Consider the following 18,318-nt stretch of genomic DNA (forward strand, 5'->3'; position numbering starts at 1 on the left):
TTATGGTGCGAAGCAGCTTACTCGGCCAGACGCCAGGTAGTACCACCCTTGCCGTCTTCCAGCACCACGCCCATGGCGGTGAGCTGGTCGCGGATGCGGTCGCTTTCCGCCCAGTTCTTGTCGGCGCGGGCCTGCAGGCGCGCGGCGATCAGGGCTTCCACTTCGGCGGCGTCGACCTTGCCGGCGGCGCCAGCCTGCAGGAACGCATCCGGCTCCAGTTGCAGCACGCCGAGCACGCCAGCCAGTTGCTTGAGCTGGGCGGCCAGGCCGGCGGCAGCCTGTTCATCCGACTCGCGCAGGCGGTTGACCTCGCGGATCATCTCGAACAGCACGGCGCAGGCTTCCGGCGAGTTGAAGTCGTCGTCCATGGCCGCGCCGAAGCGCTCGACGAATGCCTCACCGCCAGCCGGCGCGACTTCCGGCAGACCTTTCAGGCCGTTGTAGAAGCGCTCCAGGGCGCCCTTGGCTTCCTTGAGGCTCTCTTCGGAGTAGTTGATCGGGCTGCGGTAGTGGCTGGACACCAGCAGGTAGCGCACCACTTCCGGGTGGTACTTCTCCAGCACCTCGCGGATGGTGAAGAAGTTGCCCAGGGACTTGGACATCTTCTCGCCGTCCACACGCACCGCGCCGGCATGCATCCAGGCCTTGGCGTAGAGCTTGCCGGTGGCCGCCTCGCTCTGCGCGATCTCGTTCTCGTGATGCGGGAACACCAGGTCCGGGCCACCGCCGTGGATGTCGAAGGTCTCGCCCAGGCAGCAGGTGGACATCACCGAGCACTCGATGTGCCAGCCCGGACGGCCCTTGCCCCACGGCGAATCCCAGCTCGGCTCGCCCGGTTTGGCGCCTTTCCACAGCACGAAGTCCAGCGGGTCTTCCTTGATCTCGTCGACCTCGATGCGCGCGCCGATCTTCAGCTCGTCGATCTTGCGCCGCGACAGCTTGCCGTAGGTCTCGAACTTGGTGACGCGGTAGTACACGTCGCCATTGCCCGGGGCGTATGCGTAGCCCTTGTCGATCAGGGTCTGGATCATCTGGTGCATGCCGGCGATATGGCCGGTGGCGCGCGGCTCGATGTCCGGGCGCAGCACGTTCAGGCGCGCCTCGTCCTCGTGCATGGCGGCGATCATGCGCTCGACCAGCGCCTCGAACGGCTCGCCGTTCTCGTTGGCGCGCTTGATGATCTTGTCGTCGATGTCGGTGATGTTGCGCACGTAGGTCACGTCATAGCCGCGCGCGCGCAGCCAGCGGGTGACCACATCGAAGGCGACCATCACGCGGGCATGACCGATATGGCAGAAGTCGTACACGGTCATACCGCACACGTACATGCGCACGCTGTTACCTTCCAGCGGCTGGAAGACGTCCTTGGTCTTGCTAAGGGTGTTGTAGATGGAAAGCATCTTTAAATTTCCTCAAGAACGGCTTTCAAAGCAGCGAGCGAAGATCAGGCAAGGCGAAGCGGGGTGAGGAAGCGGAATGTACTGCGGTACATGAGCATTCCGAACCTCGCTTCAACACAGCATGATCGAGCGCAGCAATTTGACAGCCGTTATTGCCCCCAGGAGTCGCGCAGGGTGACTGTACGGTTGAACACCGGCTTGCCCGGCTGAGTGTCCTTCAGGTCGGCGACGAAGTAGCCTTCGCGCTCAAACTGGAAGCGCTCTTCCGGCGCGGCGTTGGCCAGCGACGGTTCGGCGCGGCAGCCGGTGAGGACGACCAGCGAATCCGGGTTGATGTTGTCGAGGAAGCTGCCGCCCTCCTCGCTCTTCTCCGGGTTGGCGGAGCGGAACAGGCGGTCGTACAGGCGCACTTCGCACTCGACGCTCTCGGCGGCCGGCACCCAGTGGATCACGCCCTTGACCTTGCGGCCTTCCGGGTTCTTGCCCAGGGTGTTCTCGTCGTAGGAGCAGCGCAGCTCGACGATATTGCCGGCGGCGTCCTTCACGGCTTCATCCGCGCGGATCACGTAGCTGCCGCGCAGGCGCACTTCGCCGCCCGGGATCAGGCGCTTGAAGCCGTCCGGCGGGGTTTCCTCGAAGTCGCTGGCGTCGATGTAGATCTCGCGGCTGAACGGCAGTACGCGCACGCCCATGTCCTGCTTCGGGTGGCGCGGCAGTTCGAGGTTCTCGACCTTACCTTCCGGGTAGTTGGTGATCACCACCTTGAGCGGCTTGAGCACGCACATGGCGCGCGCGGCGTTGGCGTCCAGGTCCTCGCGAATGGCGAATTCCAGCATACCGATATCGACCACGCCGCCGGCGCGGTTGACGCCGATCATGTCGCAGAAGGTGCGGATCGAGGCCGGGGTGTAGCCGCGGCGACGGTAGCCGGACAGGGTCGACATGCGCGGGTCATCCCACCCCTGCACATGCTTCTCGTCGACCAGCTGCTTGAGCTTGCGCTTGCTGGTGACGGTGTAGTTCAGGTTGAGGCGGGCGAACTCGTACTGGCGCGGCTGCGCCGGCACCGACAGGTTGGCCAGGAACCATTCGTACAGCGGGCGGTGATCCTCGAACTCCAGGGTGCAGATCGAGTGGGTGATGCCCTCCAGCGCATCCGACTGGCCGTGGGTGAAGTCGTAGCTCGGGTAGATGCACCATTTGTCACCAGTCTGGTGGTGATGGGCGTGGCGGATGCGGTAGAGGATCGGGTCGCGCAGGTTGATGTTCGGCGAGGCCATGTCGATCTTGGCGCGCAGCGAACGGGCGCCGTCCGGGAACTCGCCGGCCTTCATGCGGGCGAACAGGTCGAGGTTCTCTTCCACGGAGCGGTCGCGGAACGGGCTGTTCTTGCCCGGCTCGGTCAGGCTGCCGCGGTATTCGCGCATCTCGTCGGCATTCAGATCGCAGACGAAGGCCTTGCCGGCCTTGATCAGCTCGATGGCCCAGTCATGCAGCTGGTCGAAGTAATTGGAGGCGTAGCGTTCCTCGCCGGCCCACTTGAAGCCCAGCCACTCGACGTCGGCCTTGATCGCGTCGATGTATTCCTGGTCTTCCTTGGCCGGGTTGGTGTCGTCGAAACGCAGGTTGCACTCGCCACCGAATTCCTGGGCCAGACCGAAGTTCAGGCAGATGCTCTTGGCGTGGCCGATGTGCAGGTAGCCGTTGGGCTCCGGCGGGAAGCGGGTGATGATCTTCGTGTGCTTGCCACTGTCCAGATCGGCCTGGACGATGGGGCGCAGGAAATTCGCGGCTTTTTCGACGGTGGGCTTGCTCATGATGTCCTTAAGCTGAAATGCGGCGTGCGCGGGGCAGTAGGCCGGTCGAGGCAAAGCCCGTATGATACCCAACCCGTCAACCCCCTGACAGCCGCAAAGCGACCGGGAGTGGCCTTTTGGCGCGAACGCGCCGCCGCTTCGCCGGCTTTGCCCGTATTCGAGAGCGCATCTCCATGATCAAGCTGCACACCAACCACGGCGTCATCACCCTGGAACTGTTCGCCGACAAGGCCCCGGAAACCGCCGCCAATTTCGAGCAATACGTCCGCGAAGGCCACTACAACGGCACCGTGTTCCACCGCGTGATCAGCAACTTCATGATCCAGGGCGGCGGTTTCGAGCCGGGCATGAAGCAGAAGCCGACCCGCGCGCCGATCAAGAACGAAGCCAACAACGGCCTCTCCAACAAGGTCGGTACCGTCGCCATGGCTCGCACCATGGACCCGCACTCAGCCTCCGCGCAGTTCTTCATCAACGTCGCCGACAACGGCTTCCTCGACCACACCGCGCCGACCATGCAGGGCTGGGGCTATGCCGTGTTCGGCCAGGTGACCGAGGGCATGGACGTGGTCGAGAAGATCAAGGGCGTGGCCACCACCATGAAGTCCGGCCATCAGGACGTGCCGGTGGAAGATGTGGTGATCGAGAAGGCCGAAGTCGTCTGACAGACCGCCAAAAACTACTGCGCTAGGCTATGCGTCGTTGCGGCCAGCTTCGGAATGCTCATTTACCCTTTGTAAACTGCGCTTCCTCAGCTGTCCGCGCCTAGCCTAGCCGTCGCTCGCTACGTTTTTATCGGTCTGCTGAATGACATGATCCTGCTGATCTCCGATCTGCATCTGGAAGAGGAACGCCCGGACATCACCCGGGCGTTTCTGCATTTCCTGCAGACCCGTGCCCGCCAGGCCGAGGCCCTGTACATCCTTGGCGACTTCTTCGAGGTGTGGGTCGGCGACGACGGCATGTCGCCGTTCCAGCACGACATCGCCCGCGCCCTGCGCGAGTTGAGCGATGCCGGTACGCGCCTCTACCTGATGCACGGCAACCGTGACTTCCTGATCGGCCGCGCCTTCTGCCGCGAAGCCGGCTGCACCCTGCTGAAAGACCCGAGCATCGTGCACTTCAATGGCGAGCCGGTGCTGCTGATGCACGGCGACAGCCTGTGCACCCTGGATGTCGGCTATATGAAGCTGCGTCGCCTGCTGCGCAACCCGCTCTCCTTGTTCATCCTGCGCAACCTGCCGCTCGGCACCCGCCACAAGCTGGCGCGCAAGCTGCGCAGCGAGAGCCGCGCGCAGACGCGCATGAAGGCCCGCGAGATCATCGACGTGACCCCGGAAGAGGTGCCACGAATCATGGCCGAGCATGGCGTGCGCACCCTGATCCACGGCCATACCCATCGCCCCGCCGAACATGCACTCGAAGTGAACGGCCAAAGCGCCCGACGCATCGTCCTCGGCGACTGGGACCAGCAGGGCTGGGCCCTGCAGATCGACGAAGAGGGTCTGCACCAGGCGCCCTTCGCCCTCGCCTGACAGATCGGCGAGAGCCAGCCCACATACCGGCACAGTGCCACTTGACGCCTTCTTCGCGGCTGCGCAGCATGCGCGCACCTTTCCCGCAGTCAAGGAACGATCATGGAAATCCCCAGCGGCACTCCCTCGAAACTCTCCCTGTTCAAGTACGTTGGTGTCCCGGCGCTGGTCGCCGCCATCGGCTTCGTCGGCTTCAACGGCGTGTTCTTCTATAACGAGGCAGGCTTCGTCACCCACGTGCGGACCATCTTCGGCGAAGAGAAGATCGTCGACGACGTGGGCTACGCCACCAAGTGGTTCGGCCGCGCCACGCCCTGGAAAAAGGCCCTCAGCGTGCAGTCGGTGCTCACCGAAGCCCTGGAGATCGACGACACCAGCGACAACGACAGCCTGGGCGCCACCATCGAGGCCTTCCCGATCGTCTTCCTCGGCAACGTCGACGCCAAGGTCGAATCCTCGGCGCGCTTCCGCCTGCCTGGCGGCGACCAGTTCCTCAAGATCGCCCAGGAATACCGCAACCCGGAAAACTTCATCAAGACCGCCCTGGTCCCGGCCATCAAGGAAACCCTGCAGGCCACCGCCTCGCTGATGAGCGCCGACGACTACTACGCCGGCGCGCGCAGCGAGTTCGCCGCCGAGTTCGAGAACCAGCTCAATGACGGCCTGTACCTGATCAAGCGCAAGGAAATCCGCGGCCCGCGCGGCCACCTGCCGAGCCAGACTGCGATCCTCCAGGCCGGCACCGAGCAGGGCAACTTCGGCGACAACAACGCCAGCCAGTTCATCACCGAAAAAGTGGTGGACGACAAGGGCATACCGGTGCGCAAGCAACAGCAGTTCCGCAAGTACGGCGTGGAAGTGGTCGAGGCGCGCATCACCAACGTCGACCCCAACCCGCAGTACAAGCAGCGCATGGTCAAGGTCCAGCAGGCGCTGGCCGAACTGGCCGTGGCCCGGCAGAACCGCCTGAAGGAAGAGGAAGAGAAGCTCCTGGTCACCGCCCGCGGTGAGAAGGAGGTCGAAGCCCGCCGCCAGGAAACCCTGCGCGACCAGATCGAACAGACCACCCAGGCCGAAACCGAGAAGCAGCTGGCCGTGATCAACGCGGAGCGCGAGAAGCAGCGTGCCGAGATCGAGAAGCAGACAGCCGAGCTGCTGCGCGACAAGGCCAGCATCACCGCCCAGGCCACCAAGATCACCGCTGACGCCGAGGCCTATGCGCGCAAGGCGGTGATCGAGGCGGACGGCGCCCTGCAACCCAAGCTGGATGCCCTGGTGCAGATCAACAAGGTGTGGGCCGAAGCCGCCTCCCAGGCGCCGGTGCCCGGCGTGATGATGGGCGGTTCCGGCAACGGCGCCAGCGCCAGCCGCCAGGACGAGATCGGCCAGCTGATGGGCATCCTTGCCACCAAGGCCGCCCGCGACCTGTCGCTGGACATGAAGGTCAAGGAATAAGCCCTTCTGCAGTCAGCGAACGCCCCGCCCATGCGGGGCGTTCTCGTTTTTGCGCCCGCCTGCACTTCCCTTGATACGGATCAAACCCGCCACGTCACCGACGCGTAGGCTGCAAGCAAGCCCGAGCCGTGCGATGGAGGTCGTCATGAGCAACATTCTTCTGGTGTGTTATTCGCGCACCGGCAATACCCGCCTGGTGGCTGATGAGCTGGCCCAGCTCACCGGCTGGCCCCTAGCCCTGATTCAGGACACCCGCCCTCGAGCAGGCAGCAGTGGCGACTGGCGCTGCATGCTCGACGCCTGGCTGCGCAGCTGCCCCGACTATCACTACCAGGGACCGGCACTGGAAAACTTCGAGCACATTGTGCTGCTGACGCCGGTGTGGATGAAGGGCCTTGCGGCGCCGCTGCGCAGCTTCCTGAGCGACCATGACCTGTCATCCAAGCGCATTTCGGTCATCTGCACGCAGGGCGGTCGTGGCGGCTTCAATGCCGTGGAAGAAATCGCCACCCTGACCCACCAGGTACCCTCGCCCGTGCAGATTCTGCTGCAGAGTGAAGTGCTCAGTGGGCTCTCGCCGCAACGCCTGGAAGACTTCGTGGTACAGGTGCTGGCGTCCACCACCTACCAGCGCGATCGTCAGCGCCCCTCCTGGCTGTCACCTGTCGCTTCCTGAGCGGCAAATCGCAGGACCTTGAGCCCCGCGTCCAGGTCCGTCTCGATGAACTCCGGCGGGTTGGCCAGGCGCTCGATGAACTGCAGCCGTGGCGCTTCACGCGCCATCTCGGCGACCAGAAAAGCCGGCGTGATGGCCGGATCATTGCAGCAGGCCAGCACCTGCCCCGTCGGCGCCAGTAACTCCGGAAGCCGGCGCATGATCCTGGCGTAGTCGCGTGGCAGCACGAAGCTGCCTTTCTGAAAACTCGGCGGGTCGACGATGATCAGATCGAAAGGCCCCTCGCGCCGGAGCTTGCCCCAGGAGTTGAACAGGTCGTGCGCCAGAAAGCTCACCCGTGCCAAGTCGTGGCCGTTGAGCCGATGGTTGTCCCGCCCGCGGCTCAGCGCCGGGCGCGACATGTCCAGATTGACCACCCGCGCGGCGCCCCCGGCGATGGCCGCCACGGAAAATCCACAGGTGTAGGCAAACAGGTTGAGCACTCGCAGCCCGGCCGCACGCTCGCGCACCCAGCGACGCCCCAGGCGCATGTCGAGGAACAGGCCGCTGTTCTGCTTGCGTGCGAAATCCAGCCGATAGCGCAGGCCGTCCTCGACGATCTCGCCGCCGTCGATGCGCTCCCCCCACAGGAACTCGGTCGTGCTGTCGGGCAGATAGCGGTGCTGCAGGAGCAGGTGACCCGCGCCACTGCGCTGCCAGACCGGCTCACGGGTCAGCGCCAGCAACACACTGCGCAGCTCGGCCAACGACTCCTCGCCGGGCTCGCGGAACAGCGACACCAGCAATACACCCTGCAGCCAGTCGACGGTGAGCTGCTCCAGCCCCGGCCACTGCCGGCCACGCCCATGCAACAGGCGGCGGGCCTCATGCGGCAGGTCGCCGAAGGCGACGCTCAGGTGCTGCTGCAGGGTAGCGATGGCGGAAAGTGTCATGATGTTCGTGGCTGGCGGCTGGGGCGCCGCATTCTATGTCAGGCGCATGGCAATCGCGGGCAAAAAAACGGCCCATCACCAACAGGTGTGGGCCGCAAAGCACTAACGGGTCGTGCGTGGTGCCCGGCGGTACCCGATGAGGGAGTGGGCACTGCGGGGCTGAACGCGCGGCTGGACGACCGGCCAGCCGCGCGGGGGGTAGCTGCCCTTAGATGTGGGCGTCCTGGTATTCCTGCTCGGCTTCGTCGAAACGCTTGTGCATGGCGCTGGACGGGCCATTGCCGATGCGGCTGAAGATGACGATGGCGAGGGTGGCGAGGATGAAGCCCGGGATGATCTCGTACAGGCCCAGACCGATCCAGTTCTTCCACACCACCACGGTCACGGCACCGACGATCATGCCGGCCAGCGCGCCGTTGCGGGTCATGCCCTTCCACAGTACGGAGAGGATCACCACCGGGCCGAAGGCGGCACCGAAGCCGGCCCAGGCGTAGGACACCAGGCCCAGTACGCGGTTTTCCGGGTTGGAAGCCAGCAGGATGGCGATCACCGCGACCAGCAGCACCATGGCGCGCCCCACCCAGACCAGCTCATTCTGACTGGCGCCCTTGCGCAGGAAGGCCTTGTAGAAGTCCTCGGTCAGGGCGCTGGAGCAGACCAGCAGCTGGCAGCTCAGAGTGGACATCACCGCAGCCAGGATGGCGGACAGCAGGATGCCGGCGATCCAGGGGTTGAACAGGATCTTCGACAATTCGATGAACACGCGCTCCGGGTTCTCGCTGACCGGGCCGGCCAGTGCCGGGTTGGCCTGGAAGTAGGCGATACCGAAGAAGCCGACGGCCACGGCGCCGCCCAGGCAGAGGATCATCCAGGTCATGGAGATGCGACGGGCAGCCGGGATCGACTTGACCGAATCAGCAGCCATGAAGCGCGCCAGGATGTGCGGCTGACCGAAGTAGCCCAGGCCCCAGGCCATCAGCGAGATCACGCCGACGAAGGTGGCGCCCTTGAGCATGTCGAAGTTGGTGGCGTCCTTCAGCTCGATGGCCGCGAAGGTGGTGTCCATGCCGCCGGTGGCGATCATCACCATCACCGGAGTGAGGATCAGGGCGAAGATCATCAGGGTGGCCTGCACGGTGTCGGTCCAGCTCACCGCCAGGAAGCCACCGATGAAGGTGTAGGCGATGGTGGCGGCGGCGCCGGCCCACAGGGCGGTCTCGTAGCTCATGCCGAAGGTGCTTTCGAACAGGCGGGCACCGGCAACCACGCCAGAGGCACAGTAGATGGTGAAGAACACCAGGATCACCAGCGCCGAGAAGATGCGCAGGATGCGGCTGTTGTCCTCGAAACGGTTGGTGAAGTAGTCCGGCAGGGTCAGGGCATTGCCGTTGTGCTCGGTCTGCACGCGCAGACGGCCGGCGACGAATAGCCAGTTGAGGTAGGCACCGACGACCAGGCCAATGGCGATCCAGCTCTCGGAGATACCGGCGACGAAGATGGCGCCCGGCAGGCCCATCAGCAGCCAGCCACTCATGTCGGAGGCACCGGCGGACAGCGCGGTGACGAAGCTGCCGATGCTACGGCCGCCGAGAATGTAGTCGGACAGGTTCTTGGTACGCAGGTAGGCGATAAGGCCGATCAGGACCATCGCGGCGATATACACCACGAAGGTGATCAGCATGGGGGTACTGGCTGTCATGGGAGGATGCCCTCTCGCTTGTTGTTATGGCCGCGGGGTTGACCGCGACAGGGTTGGCAAACGCGCCCGCTCGTGACGAGCGCTTGAGTACCCAGGCCATGCGGCCCGGGTTATGAAGACTGACGCCCGCCGCCGGCGCCTCATCACGCCGCTCCCCTCCCGGAAACGGCCGCGGGCCGCCACTGGCGACCTCTGCATTGGGTTTAGCCCAGCACCCTGAGCGCGCAAGCGCGCAACTCCGGCGAAGGGATGCAGGACTCTAGTGACAGGGGGATGACGGCTTCTTGCAGAAAACTCCGGATTTTTTACGGAAAACTCCGGACCCGGGAACTTTCCGACCGCCCAGCACCACACCAGCCCGTTGACAGGACGGACCTCGCGCCGTCAGGCCAGCACGCTGCGATCGAAGATGAAGATGCCATCGGCCTGCGGATGGTGCTCCAGCAGAACCTGCGGCCGCCCCATCCGCGGTTGGTTCTTCTGCCCACTGTCCACCACCCAGCCCTGCTGCTTCATCTTTTCCAGCCGCCCACGCAGGGTGGTGTGCTGCACCGGCTGGCCGAGGCAGGCCTGGAACGCGGTTAGCGCCTCGGTGACGGTAAAGCGCGGCGCCAGCAGGTACAGCGGCAGCGCGGTGTACAGTGCCTTGCCGGCAAGCCGCTCTGCCGCCAGGGACACCAGTTGCGCATGGTCGAACGGCAGCGCCAGGCGGCCCTCCAGCACCTCGCCCAGGGCGACGAAGCGCAGATCAGCACCCTGCAGTTCGACATCCGGCGCCAGCAGGGCCAGATAGAGGGTCGACAGCGACCAGCCACGCGGGTCACGGACCGCGTTGCCGACAGTGGCCACCTGCTCCAGGTGCGCCGGGGCGATGCGCGCCTTGTCCTGCAGCGCGCGCGCGGCGGCAGCGTCGAGGCTGGTATCGGCGCAGCGACCATTGACCAGCACGCCGGGCAATGCCCATTGCTCCGCGAACGGCGCCTGGGCGCGGCGGATCAGCAGCAATTGCAGCTCGCCCTCCGCGCCCAGGCGCAACGCCACGATATCCACCCCGGCCAGCACTTCGGCAGTACTCATGCCTTCTCCTGAGAATCTTCAGACTTATTCCATCTTGACGAGTAACTCACAGAATTTCACCCCCGACAGAGAAAACCGCTTGCCAACTTATTTCATCAGATGGAATATGTTGCCATCTCCAGGGCAACGAGGAATGCCAAGATGAAAATCGCCAGCTTCGACGTCGATGCGCAAAAGGGCTTCACCCCGCTGTGCCCGGACGAGCTGCCGGTTCCCGGCGGCGATACCATCGCGCCAGCCCTCAACCAGCTGGCCGCGCGTGCCAGCCTGCGCCTGGGCAGCAAGGATGCGCACAGCCCGCAAGCCGCCTGGGTGGCGCCGAGCCATGCGGAGATGCTCAAGCCGCTGCCGCTGGCCAATGCCGACCTGTCCTGGGTCAGCCACTGCGTGCCGGGCACGCCGGGCTTCGAGCTGCTCGACGAGCTGCCCGCGCCGCTGGACTACGACTACTTCGTGTGGAAAGGCGTGGAGCCGGACCTGCACCCCTACGGCGCCTGCTACCACGACCTGGCCGAGAAGCGCAGCACGGGCGTCATCGAGTTTCTCCGGCACAATGACGTGAACCGCGTGCTGGTCGGCGGCCTGGCCCTGGATTACTGCGTGAAGACCACCGCCCTGCAACTGCGCCGCGCCGGCTTCACGGTGGATGTCTATCTGCCGGCCTGCCGGGCCATTGCCGACGATACCGCCAACAGCGCCTGCGCCGAGATGCGCGCCGCCGGCATCGCCCTGCACGCCAGCCTGGATGAGCTGGATGCCGCGCTGAACATGGATGGAGACAACTGAGATGACCGAGAGCGTATTCGCCGAGCGCATCGTGCAGAACCTGCTCGACACCGATTTCTACAAGCTGACGATGATGCAGGCGGTGCTGCACAACTACCCCAATGCCGAGGTGGAATGGGAGTTCCGCTGCCGCAACGCCGAGGACCTGACGCCCTACCTGGCCGAGATCCGCTACCAGATCGAACGCCTGGCCGAACTGGAGGTGACCGCCGACCAGCTCGCCTTCCTCGAGCGCATCCCGTTCATGAAGCCGGACTTCATACGCTTCCTCGGCCTGTTCCGCTTCAACCCGCGTCACGTGCAGACCGGCATCGAGGATGGCCAGCTGTGCATCCGCCTGCGCGGTCCCTGGCTGCATGTGATTCTCTACGAGATCCCGCTGCTGGCGATCATCAGCGAGGTGCGCAACCGCTATCGCTACCGCGAAGTGCTGCTGGAGCAGGCCAGCGAGCGCCTGTACCAGAAACTCGACTGGCTCAGGGCCGAGGCTTCGGACAGCGAGCTGCAAGGCTTCCAGGTGGCCGACTTCGGCACCCGCCGGCGCTTCTCCTTCCGCGTGCAGGAGCAAATGGTGAAGATCATGAAGCGCGACTTCCCCGGGCGCTTCGTCGGCACCAGCAACGTGCACCTGGCGCGCGAGCTGGACCTCAAGCCGATAGGTACCATGGCCCACGAATGGCTGATGGCCCACCAGCAGCTCGGCCCGCGCCTGATCGACAGCCAGATCGCCGCGCTGGACTGCTGGGTGCGCGAATACCGCGGCCTGCTCGGCATCGCCCTGACCGACTGCATCACCATGGATGCCTTCCTGCGCGACTTCGATCTGTACTTCGCCAAGCTGTTCGACGGCCTGCGCCATGACTCCGGCGATCCGCTGCAGTGGGCGGAGAAGGCTATTGCCCACTACGAGAAGCTCGGCATCGACCCCATGAGCAAGACCCTGGTGTTCTCCGACGGCCTCGATTTCGAGAAGTCGCTGCAGCTCTACCGTGCACTTTGCGGGCGTATCCACGTAAGCTTCGGCATTGGCACCAAGCTGACCTGCGATATACCGGGCGTCGAGCCGATGAACATCGTGATCAAGATGACGGCCTGCAACGGCCAGCCGGTGGCCAAGATTTCCGACGCACCGGGCAAGACCCAGTGCCGCGACGAGAACTTCGTCAGCTACCTGAAACATGTTTTCCGTGTCTGAGGACCCCGCCATGAGCAACCGCCAAGCCGAAATCGCCGCCGCACTCGACGTCGTGCCGCCCTTTGCCGACGAAGCCGCCCTGGTGGCGGAAGTCGAGCGGCGCAAGCGCTTCATCAAGAACTGCCTGAAGAACTCCGGCCTCAAAGTCCTGGTGCTGGGCATCAGCGGCGGCGTCGACTCCACCACCGCCGGGCGCCTGGCCCAGCTGTCGGTCGAGGAGCTGCGTGCCGAGACCGGTGATTCGGGCTATCGCTTTATCGCCGTACGCCTGCCGCATGACACCCAGCACGACGAGCACGACGCCCAGGACTCGCTGAAATTCATCCGCGCCGACGAAAACGACACGGTCAACATCGCCGCCAGCGTGCGCGGCCTGGGCGAGCAGGTCGCGCACCTGCAGAAGCTAAGCGAAGCCCGTCGCGACTTCGTCAACGGCAATATCAAGGCACGCATCCGCATGGTCGCCCAGTTCGCCATCGCCAACGCCAACAACGGCCTGGTAATCGGCACCGACCACGCCGCTGAGGCAGTGATGGGCTTCTTCACCAAGTTCGGCGACGGTGCCTGCGACCTCGCCCCGCTGTCCGGTCTGGTCAAGGGCCAGGTGCGTGCCATCGCCCAGTATCTGGGGGCGCCGCAGCACCTGGTAATGAAAACGCCAACCGCCGACCTGGAAGAGCTGCGCCCCGGCAAGCCGGACGAGGAGGCTCACGGCGTGACCTACGCCGAGATCGACGCCTTCCTGCATGGTCAGCCGGTCAGCGAGGCCGCCTACGCCACCATCGTGCGCACCTATGACAACACCCGGCACAAGCGCGAGCTGCCACTGGCGCCCTGAGGCAAGCAACGAAAAAGCCGGGCGATTGCCCGGCTTTTTTCTGTCCCGACGCCATCAGGCCTTGGGCAGAGTCACACCCGTCTGGCCCTGGTACTTGCCGCCACGGTCGGCGTAGGACACTTCACAGGCCTCGTCGGACTGCAGGAACAGCATCTGCGCCACGCCCTCGTTGGCGTAGATCTTCGCCGGCAGGTTGGTGGTATTGGAGAACTCCAGCGTCACGTGACCTTCCCACTCCGGCTCCAGCGGGGTGACGTTGACGATGATGCCGCAGCGCGCGTAGGTGCTCTTGCCCAGGCAGATGGTCAGCACGTCACGCGGGATACGGAAGTACTCGACGGTACGGGCCAGGGCAAAGGAGTTCGGCGGAATGATGCAGACGTCGCTGTTGATGTCGACGAAGCTTTTCTCGTCGAAGTTCTTCGGGTCGACCACCGCCGAGTGGATGTTGGTGAACACCTTGAATTCGGCAGCGCAGCGCACGTCGTAGCCATAGCTGGAGACGCCGTAGGAGATCACCCGGCTGTCGTCGGCACCACGGATCTGGCGCTCGACGAAGGGCTCGATCATCCCGTGTTCCTGGGCCATGCGGCGAATCCACTTGTCCGATTTGATGCTCATGGCAGGCGTCCTGAAAGCAGTGGTTGAAAAATGATCGCGCATCTTACCGGTCACCAGGGCATCCAGCAAAGGGGCGCGGGCGAGTCGACGGGCAGCTCAGCCATCGTTAGGCTGTGCGCCTTTTCCAGTGCGCCACGGATGACCACATGTTCAGAAACCTGACACCCCTGCTCTACCTGAAGCTCAGATCACAGAGTATCAGCGGCCTGCACCTGCCTTCCGGCATGGCCTTCGACGAACCGCCCGTCCTGGCACTGCAGACCATCAAGGGCAAGCGCGAGGCCATTGCCGTTGGCCACGCTGCTGCAAAGCTGCAGGGGCAACCACAGGTGGAGATACTCAACGGTTTCGACCACCCGCGCACACTGCTGGCGGACTTCGCTGTTGCGGAGAAGACCCTGCAACTGCTCGTACGCCAGATCGCAGGGAAAACCTTTCTCAAGCCGGAAGTGGTGTTACATCCGCTCGAGCACCTGGAGGGAGGACTGACGCAGGTGGAGCGGCGCGGTCTCTATGAACTTTGTCACTGTGCCGGCGCGAGAAAAATCCACCTATGGGTCGGTCGCGAGCTCACCCTTGAGGAACTGCGCGCGCGGCAGTTCCCCACAGACGGCGGAACCCTGCTGACGCCCTGAGGCGTCAGTCGTCGCTGATCTCGATGGTCGGCATGGCCGATGCCCCCAGCCCTGCCAGAGCGATACGCGCACCGACGCTGCGCGCCATCTCCTGGTAGATCATGGCGATCTGGCTCTCGGTATCGGCCACCACGGTCGGCTTGCCACCGTCGGCCTGCATGCGGATGGCCATCGACAGCGGCAAGGATGCCAGCAGGTCGACGCCGTACTGGGCCGCCAGTTTCTCGCCACCACCCTCGCCGAACAGGTGCTCGGCATGGCCGCAATTGCTGCAGATATGCACGGCCATGTTCTCCACCACGCCGAGCACCGGGATATTGACCTTGCGGAACATCTCCACGCCCTTCCTGGCGTCGAGCAAGGCCAGGTCCTGCGGGGTGGTGACGATCACTGCGCCGGCCACCGGCACCTTCTGCGCCAGGGTCAGCTGGATGTCACCGGTGCCCGGCGGCATGTCGACGATCAGGTAGTCCAGGTCGTCCCAGGCGGTCTGGGTCACCAGCTGCAGCAGCGCGCCGGAAACCATCGGCCCGCGCCACACCACCGGCGTGTTGTCGTCGGTGAGGAAGGCCATGGACATCACCTGCACGCCGTGGGCCTCCAGCGGCACGAAATACTTCTGGTCGCGCACCCTGGGCCGCGTCCCTTCCGGGATGCCGAACATGATGCCCTGGCTGGGGCCGTAGATATCCGCGTCGAGAATGCCAACCCGGGCGCCCTCGCGAGCCAGCGCCAGCGCCAGGTTCGCGGCAGTGGTGGACTTGCCCACCCCGCCCTTGCCGGAGGCCACGGCGATGATGTTCTTCACCCCGGTCAGCGCCGGCACCTGCTCCTGGGCCTTGTGCGCGGCGATGGCCACATCCACCTGCACCTTGGCCGACTCCACGCCATCCAGGCCTTCCAGGGCCATCTGCAGCATCTGCGCCCAGCCGTTCTTGAACAGCCCGGCGGCGTAGCCCAGCTCCAGGCGCACGGCGACCTTGCCGCCCTGGATATCGACTTCGCGCAGGCAGCCGGCGGAGACCGGGTCCTGGTTCAGGTGGGGGTCGGTGAACTGACGCAGGCGGGCTTCGACCGCTTCGCGGGTGACGGCGCTCATGGGGCAACTCCGAAAGGCTGAGCAAAACAGGCGGGCATCTTACCGTAGGGTGGAAAACCACCGCAGGTCTTTTCCACCGCAAGCTCCGTCCGGAGGAAAATGCGGTTCGGTTTTCCTCCGTACACCCGGCCCCGCGGATGAAAAAAACCTTCCGCGCCTATATAGTGGCCGACTTCCCTCGTAACACCCGATGGCCCGATCACCATGTCCGAAGCCCGCAAGATTCTCGTCACCAGCGCCCTGCCCTACGCCAATGGCTCGATTCACCTCGGCCACATGCTCGAGTACATCCAGACCGACATGTGGGTGCGCTTCCAGAAGCTGCGCGGCAACCAGGCCGTGTACGTCTGCGCCGACGATGCCCACGGTTCGGCCATCATGCTGCGCGCCGAGAAGGAGGGCATCACGCCCGAGCAGCTGATCGACAACGTGCGTGCCGAGCACATGGCCGACTTCGCCGACTTCGGCGTGGCCTTCGACAACTACCACTCGACCCACTCGGACGAGAACCGCGAGCTGTCCGCGTCGATCTACCTGGCGCTGCGCGACAAGGGCCATATTGCCACCCGCGCGGTGACCCAGTACTTCGACCCCGAGAAGGGCATGTTCCTCGCTGACCGCTTCATCAAGGGCACCTGCCCCAAGTGCGCGGCCGAGGACCAGTACGGCGACAACTGCGAGAAGTGCGGCGCCACCTACGAGCCCACCGAACTGAAGAACCCGCGCTCGGCCATCTCCGGCGCCGTGCCGGTGCTCAGGGAGTCCAAGCACTTCTTCTTCAAGCTGCCGGACTTCGAGGCCATGCTCAAGCAGTGGACCCGCAGCGGCGCCCTGCAGGAAGCGGTGGCCAACAAGATCGCCGAATGGCTCGACGGCGGCCTGCAGGAGTGGGACATCTCCCGCGACGCGCCCTACTTCGGCTTCGAGATCCCCGACGAGCCGGGCAAGTACTTCTACGTCTGGCTGGACGCGCCGATCGGCTACATGGCCAGCTTTAAAAATCTGTGCTCCAAGCGCCCGGAACTGGACTTCGACGCCTTCTGGGGCAAGGACTCCACCGCCGAGCTGTACCACTTCATCGGCAAGGACATCGTCAACTTCCACGCCCTGTTCTGGCCGGCCATGCTCGAAGGCGCCGGCTACCGCAAGCCCACCGCGGTCAACGTGCACGGCTACCTGACGGTCAACGGCCAGAAGATGTCCAAGTCGCGTGGTACCTTTATCAAGGCGCGCACCTACCTGGACCACCTGAACCCGGAATACCTGCGCTACTACTACGCGTCCAAGCTGGGCCGTGGTGTCGACGACCTCGACCTCAACCTCGAAGACTTCGTGCAGAAGGTCAACTCCGACCTGGTCGGCAAGGTGGTCAACATCGCCAGCCGCTGCGCCGGCTTTATCCATAAGGGCAACAATGGGGTTCTCGTAGACGCCAACCCCGAGCCGGAGCTGTGGGCCGCCTTCCAGGCCGCCGCGCCGAGCATCGCCGAAGCCTACGAGGCGCGCGACTTCGCCCGCGCCATGCGCGAGATCATGGCCCTGGCCGATCGCGCCAACGCCTGGATCGCCGACAAGGCGCCCTGGGCACTGAACAAGGTCGAGGGCAAGCAGGCCGAGGTGCAGGAAATCTGCGCCCTGGGCGTCAACCTGTTCCGCCAGCTGGTGATCCTGCTCAAACCCGTGCTGCCCAAGCTGGCGGCCGACGCCGAGGCCTTCCTCAACGTCGCCCCGCTGACCTGGCATGATCTGGCCACCCCGCTGGCCAACCATCAGCTGAACCCGTTCAACCCGCTGCTGACCCGTATCGAACCCGCGAAGATCGACGCCATGACCGAAGCCTCCAAGGAAGACCTCGCCGCCGAAGCCAGCAAGCCGCAGGGCAATGGCGAACTGACCAAGGACCCGCTGGCCGCCGAGATCAACTTCGACGCCTTCGCCGCCGTGGACCTGCGTATCGCCCTGATCGAGAAGTGCGAGTTCGTCGAGGGCGCCGACAAGCTGCTGCGCCTGTCGCTGGATATCGGAGACGAGAAGCGCAACGTGTTCTCCGGCATCAAGTCCGCCTACCCGGACCCGAGCAAGCTGGAAGGCCGCCTGACCCTGTACGTGGCCAACCTGGCCCCGCGCAAGATGAAGTTCGGCGTCAGCGAAGGCATGGTCCTGGCCGCCGGCCCCGGCGGTGAGGAAATCTACCTGCTCAGCCCGGACAGCGGCGCCAAGCCGGGTCAGCGCGTCAAGTAATCATCTCCACCAGCACGGACGCTGCAATGACACCACGGATGGCTGCACCGCAGTCGGCCTCGCATGCCGACTGCGCAGAGCGGCACACCACACGCACCCGCATCGCGCACTGGCCGATAGCACCGGGACACCTGAGTCCGGTGGAGATCGCGGTCGCCCCTGGCCAACTATCCAGGTGCTGGCCTGTATCTCCGGCGGGCAGTCCTGCGGCGCGAGCACGCGCCGGTGACAGCCGGCTCGTCGCCCCGCGCCCCTCCGCTCAGCTGTTGCGCCCGGCCGCCTGCCGTGCCGCTCCCCATGCCACTCGAAACG

The 18,318-nt window shown here is 64.8% G+C and carries 16 protein-coding genes; 9 read left to right on the top strand and 7 right to left on the bottom strand.

Annotated features, from left to right (window positions below):
• Window positions 1-17 precede the first annotated feature (17 nt).
• Both cysS and ACOAPY_RS12960 read right to left on the bottom strand, forming a co-directional pair.
• Entirely contained in the window at window positions 18-1,400 is a 1,383-nt protein-coding gene (gene cysS, locus ACOAPY_RS12955) for a cysteine--tRNA ligase (RefSeq protein ID WP_465153521.1), read from the bottom strand.
• A gap of 149 nt (window positions 1,401-1,549) precedes the next feature.
• Window positions 1,550-3,217 carry a glutamine--tRNA ligase/YqeY domain fusion protein gene (locus ACOAPY_RS12960; protein ID WP_465153522.1) on the bottom strand — a complete coding sequence of 556 codons (1,668 nt, stop codon included), beginning with the start codon at window positions 3,215-3,217 and terminating at the stop codon, window positions 1,550-1,552.
• 173 nt (window positions 3,218-3,390) lie between these two features.
• Between ACOAPY_RS12960 and ACOAPY_RS12965 the strand changes: the two genes are divergently transcribed.
• The 4 genes from ACOAPY_RS12965 to ACOAPY_RS12980 all read left to right on the top strand — a co-directional run bounded on the left by ACOAPY_RS12965 (window position 3,391) and on the right by ACOAPY_RS12980 (window position 6,883).
• Window positions 3,391-3,882, top strand: a complete 492-nt coding sequence (locus tag ACOAPY_RS12965; RefSeq protein ID WP_465156804.1) for a peptidylprolyl isomerase — start codon at window positions 3,391-3,393, stop codon at window positions 3,880-3,882.
• Window positions 3,883-4,029: 147 nt separating this feature from the next.
• Window positions 4,030-4,752: a UDP-2,3-diacylglucosamine diphosphatase gene (lpxH, locus tag ACOAPY_RS12970; protein WP_465153523.1), complete on the top strand. Its 723-nt coding sequence runs from the start codon at window positions 4,030-4,032 to the stop codon at window positions 4,750-4,752.
• Window positions 4,753-4,854: 102 nt separating this feature from the next.
• Window positions 4,855-6,207, top strand: coding sequence for an SPFH domain-containing protein (locus ACOAPY_RS12975; protein WP_021699613.1), 1,353 nt, complete (start codon window positions 4,855-4,857; stop codon window positions 6,205-6,207).
• 145 nt (window positions 6,208-6,352) lie between these two features.
• Window positions 6,353-6,883: a flavodoxin family protein gene (locus ACOAPY_RS12980; protein WP_465153524.1), complete on the top strand. Its 531-nt coding sequence runs from the start codon at window positions 6,353-6,355 to the stop codon at window positions 6,881-6,883.
• Here ACOAPY_RS12980 and ACOAPY_RS12985 read toward each other — a convergent pair.
• From ACOAPY_RS12985 to ACOAPY_RS12995, 3 genes are all read right to left on the bottom strand, one after another.
• Entirely contained in the window at window positions 6,847-7,815 is a 969-nt protein-coding gene (locus ACOAPY_RS12985; protein ID WP_465153525.1) for a class I SAM-dependent methyltransferase, read from the bottom strand. The two genes, ACOAPY_RS12980 and ACOAPY_RS12985, sit on opposite strands and share 37 nt — an antisense overlap.
• 208 nt (window positions 7,816-8,023) lie before the next feature.
• Window positions 8,024-9,514: a sodium/proline symporter PutP gene (gene putP / locus ACOAPY_RS12990; RefSeq protein WP_465153526.1), complete on the bottom strand. Its 1,491-nt coding sequence runs from the start codon at window positions 9,512-9,514 to the stop codon at window positions 8,024-8,026.
• 384 nt (window positions 9,515-9,898) lie between these two features.
• Window positions 9,899-10,591 (bottom strand): NUDIX hydrolase, encoded by a 693-nt coding sequence (locus tag ACOAPY_RS12995; RefSeq protein WP_465153527.1) that lies wholly within the window; start codon window positions 10,589-10,591, stop codon window positions 9,899-9,901.
• 99 nt (window positions 10,592-10,690) lie between these two features.
• Here ACOAPY_RS12995 and ACOAPY_RS13000 point away from each other — a divergent pair, with 99 nt between their 5' ends.
• Genes ACOAPY_RS13000 through nadE form a run of 3 tightly spaced genes read left to right on the top strand, consistent with a single transcriptional unit; the run spans window position 10,691 to window position 13,410 of the window.
• Window positions 10,691-11,377, top strand: coding sequence for a nicotinamidase (locus ACOAPY_RS13000; protein WP_465153528.1), 687 nt, complete (start codon window positions 10,691-10,693; stop codon window positions 11,375-11,377).
• A gap of 1 nt (window position 11,378) precedes the next feature.
• A complete protein-coding gene (gene pncB, locus ACOAPY_RS13005; protein ID WP_465153529.1) occupies window positions 11,379-12,572 on the top strand; it encodes a nicotinate phosphoribosyltransferase in 1,194 nt (397 codons plus the stop codon).
• 10 nt (window positions 12,573-12,582) lie between these two features.
• Window positions 12,583-13,410: an ammonia-dependent NAD(+) synthetase gene (gene nadE, locus ACOAPY_RS13010; RefSeq protein WP_465153530.1), complete on the top strand. Its 828-nt coding sequence runs from the start codon at window positions 12,583-12,585 to the stop codon at window positions 13,408-13,410.
• 54 nt (window positions 13,411-13,464) lie between these two features.
• On the opposite strand, the gene dcd is transcribed toward nadE, so the two are convergent.
• Window positions 13,465-14,031, bottom strand: coding sequence for a dCTP deaminase (gene dcd / locus ACOAPY_RS13015; RefSeq protein WP_076578145.1), 567 nt, complete (start codon window positions 14,029-14,031; stop codon window positions 13,465-13,467).
• A gap of 146 nt (window positions 14,032-14,177) precedes the next feature.
• Between dcd and ACOAPY_RS13020 the strand changes: the two genes are divergently transcribed.
• Window positions 14,178-14,666, top strand: coding sequence for a rod shape-determining protein (locus ACOAPY_RS13020; RefSeq protein WP_076578143.1), 489 nt, complete (start codon window positions 14,178-14,180; stop codon window positions 14,664-14,666).
• Between the two features lie 4 nt (window positions 14,667-14,670).
• On the opposite strand, the gene apbC is transcribed toward ACOAPY_RS13020, so the two are convergent.
• The gene (apbC, locus tag ACOAPY_RS13025) at window positions 14,671-15,765 is read right to left on the bottom strand and encodes an iron-sulfur cluster carrier protein ApbC (protein WP_465153531.1); all 1,095 of its coding nucleotides are present in this window, start codon (window positions 15,763-15,765) and stop codon (window positions 14,671-14,673) included.
• Window positions 15,766-15,969: 204 nt separating this feature from the next.
• Between apbC and metG the strand changes: the two genes are divergently transcribed.
• The gene (gene metG / locus ACOAPY_RS13030; RefSeq protein WP_465153532.1) at window positions 15,970-18,006 is read left to right on the top strand and encodes a methionine--tRNA ligase; all 2,037 of its coding nucleotides are present in this window, start codon (window positions 15,970-15,972) and stop codon (window positions 18,004-18,006) included.
• The last annotated feature ends 312 nt before the right edge of the window (window positions 18,007-18,318 follow it).

This window comes from Pseudomonas stagnisoli, from assembly GCF_048595745.1.
GTDB lineage: Bacteria > Pseudomonadota > Gammaproteobacteria > Pseudomonadales > Pseudomonadaceae > Aquipseudomonas > Aquipseudomonas alcaligenes_A.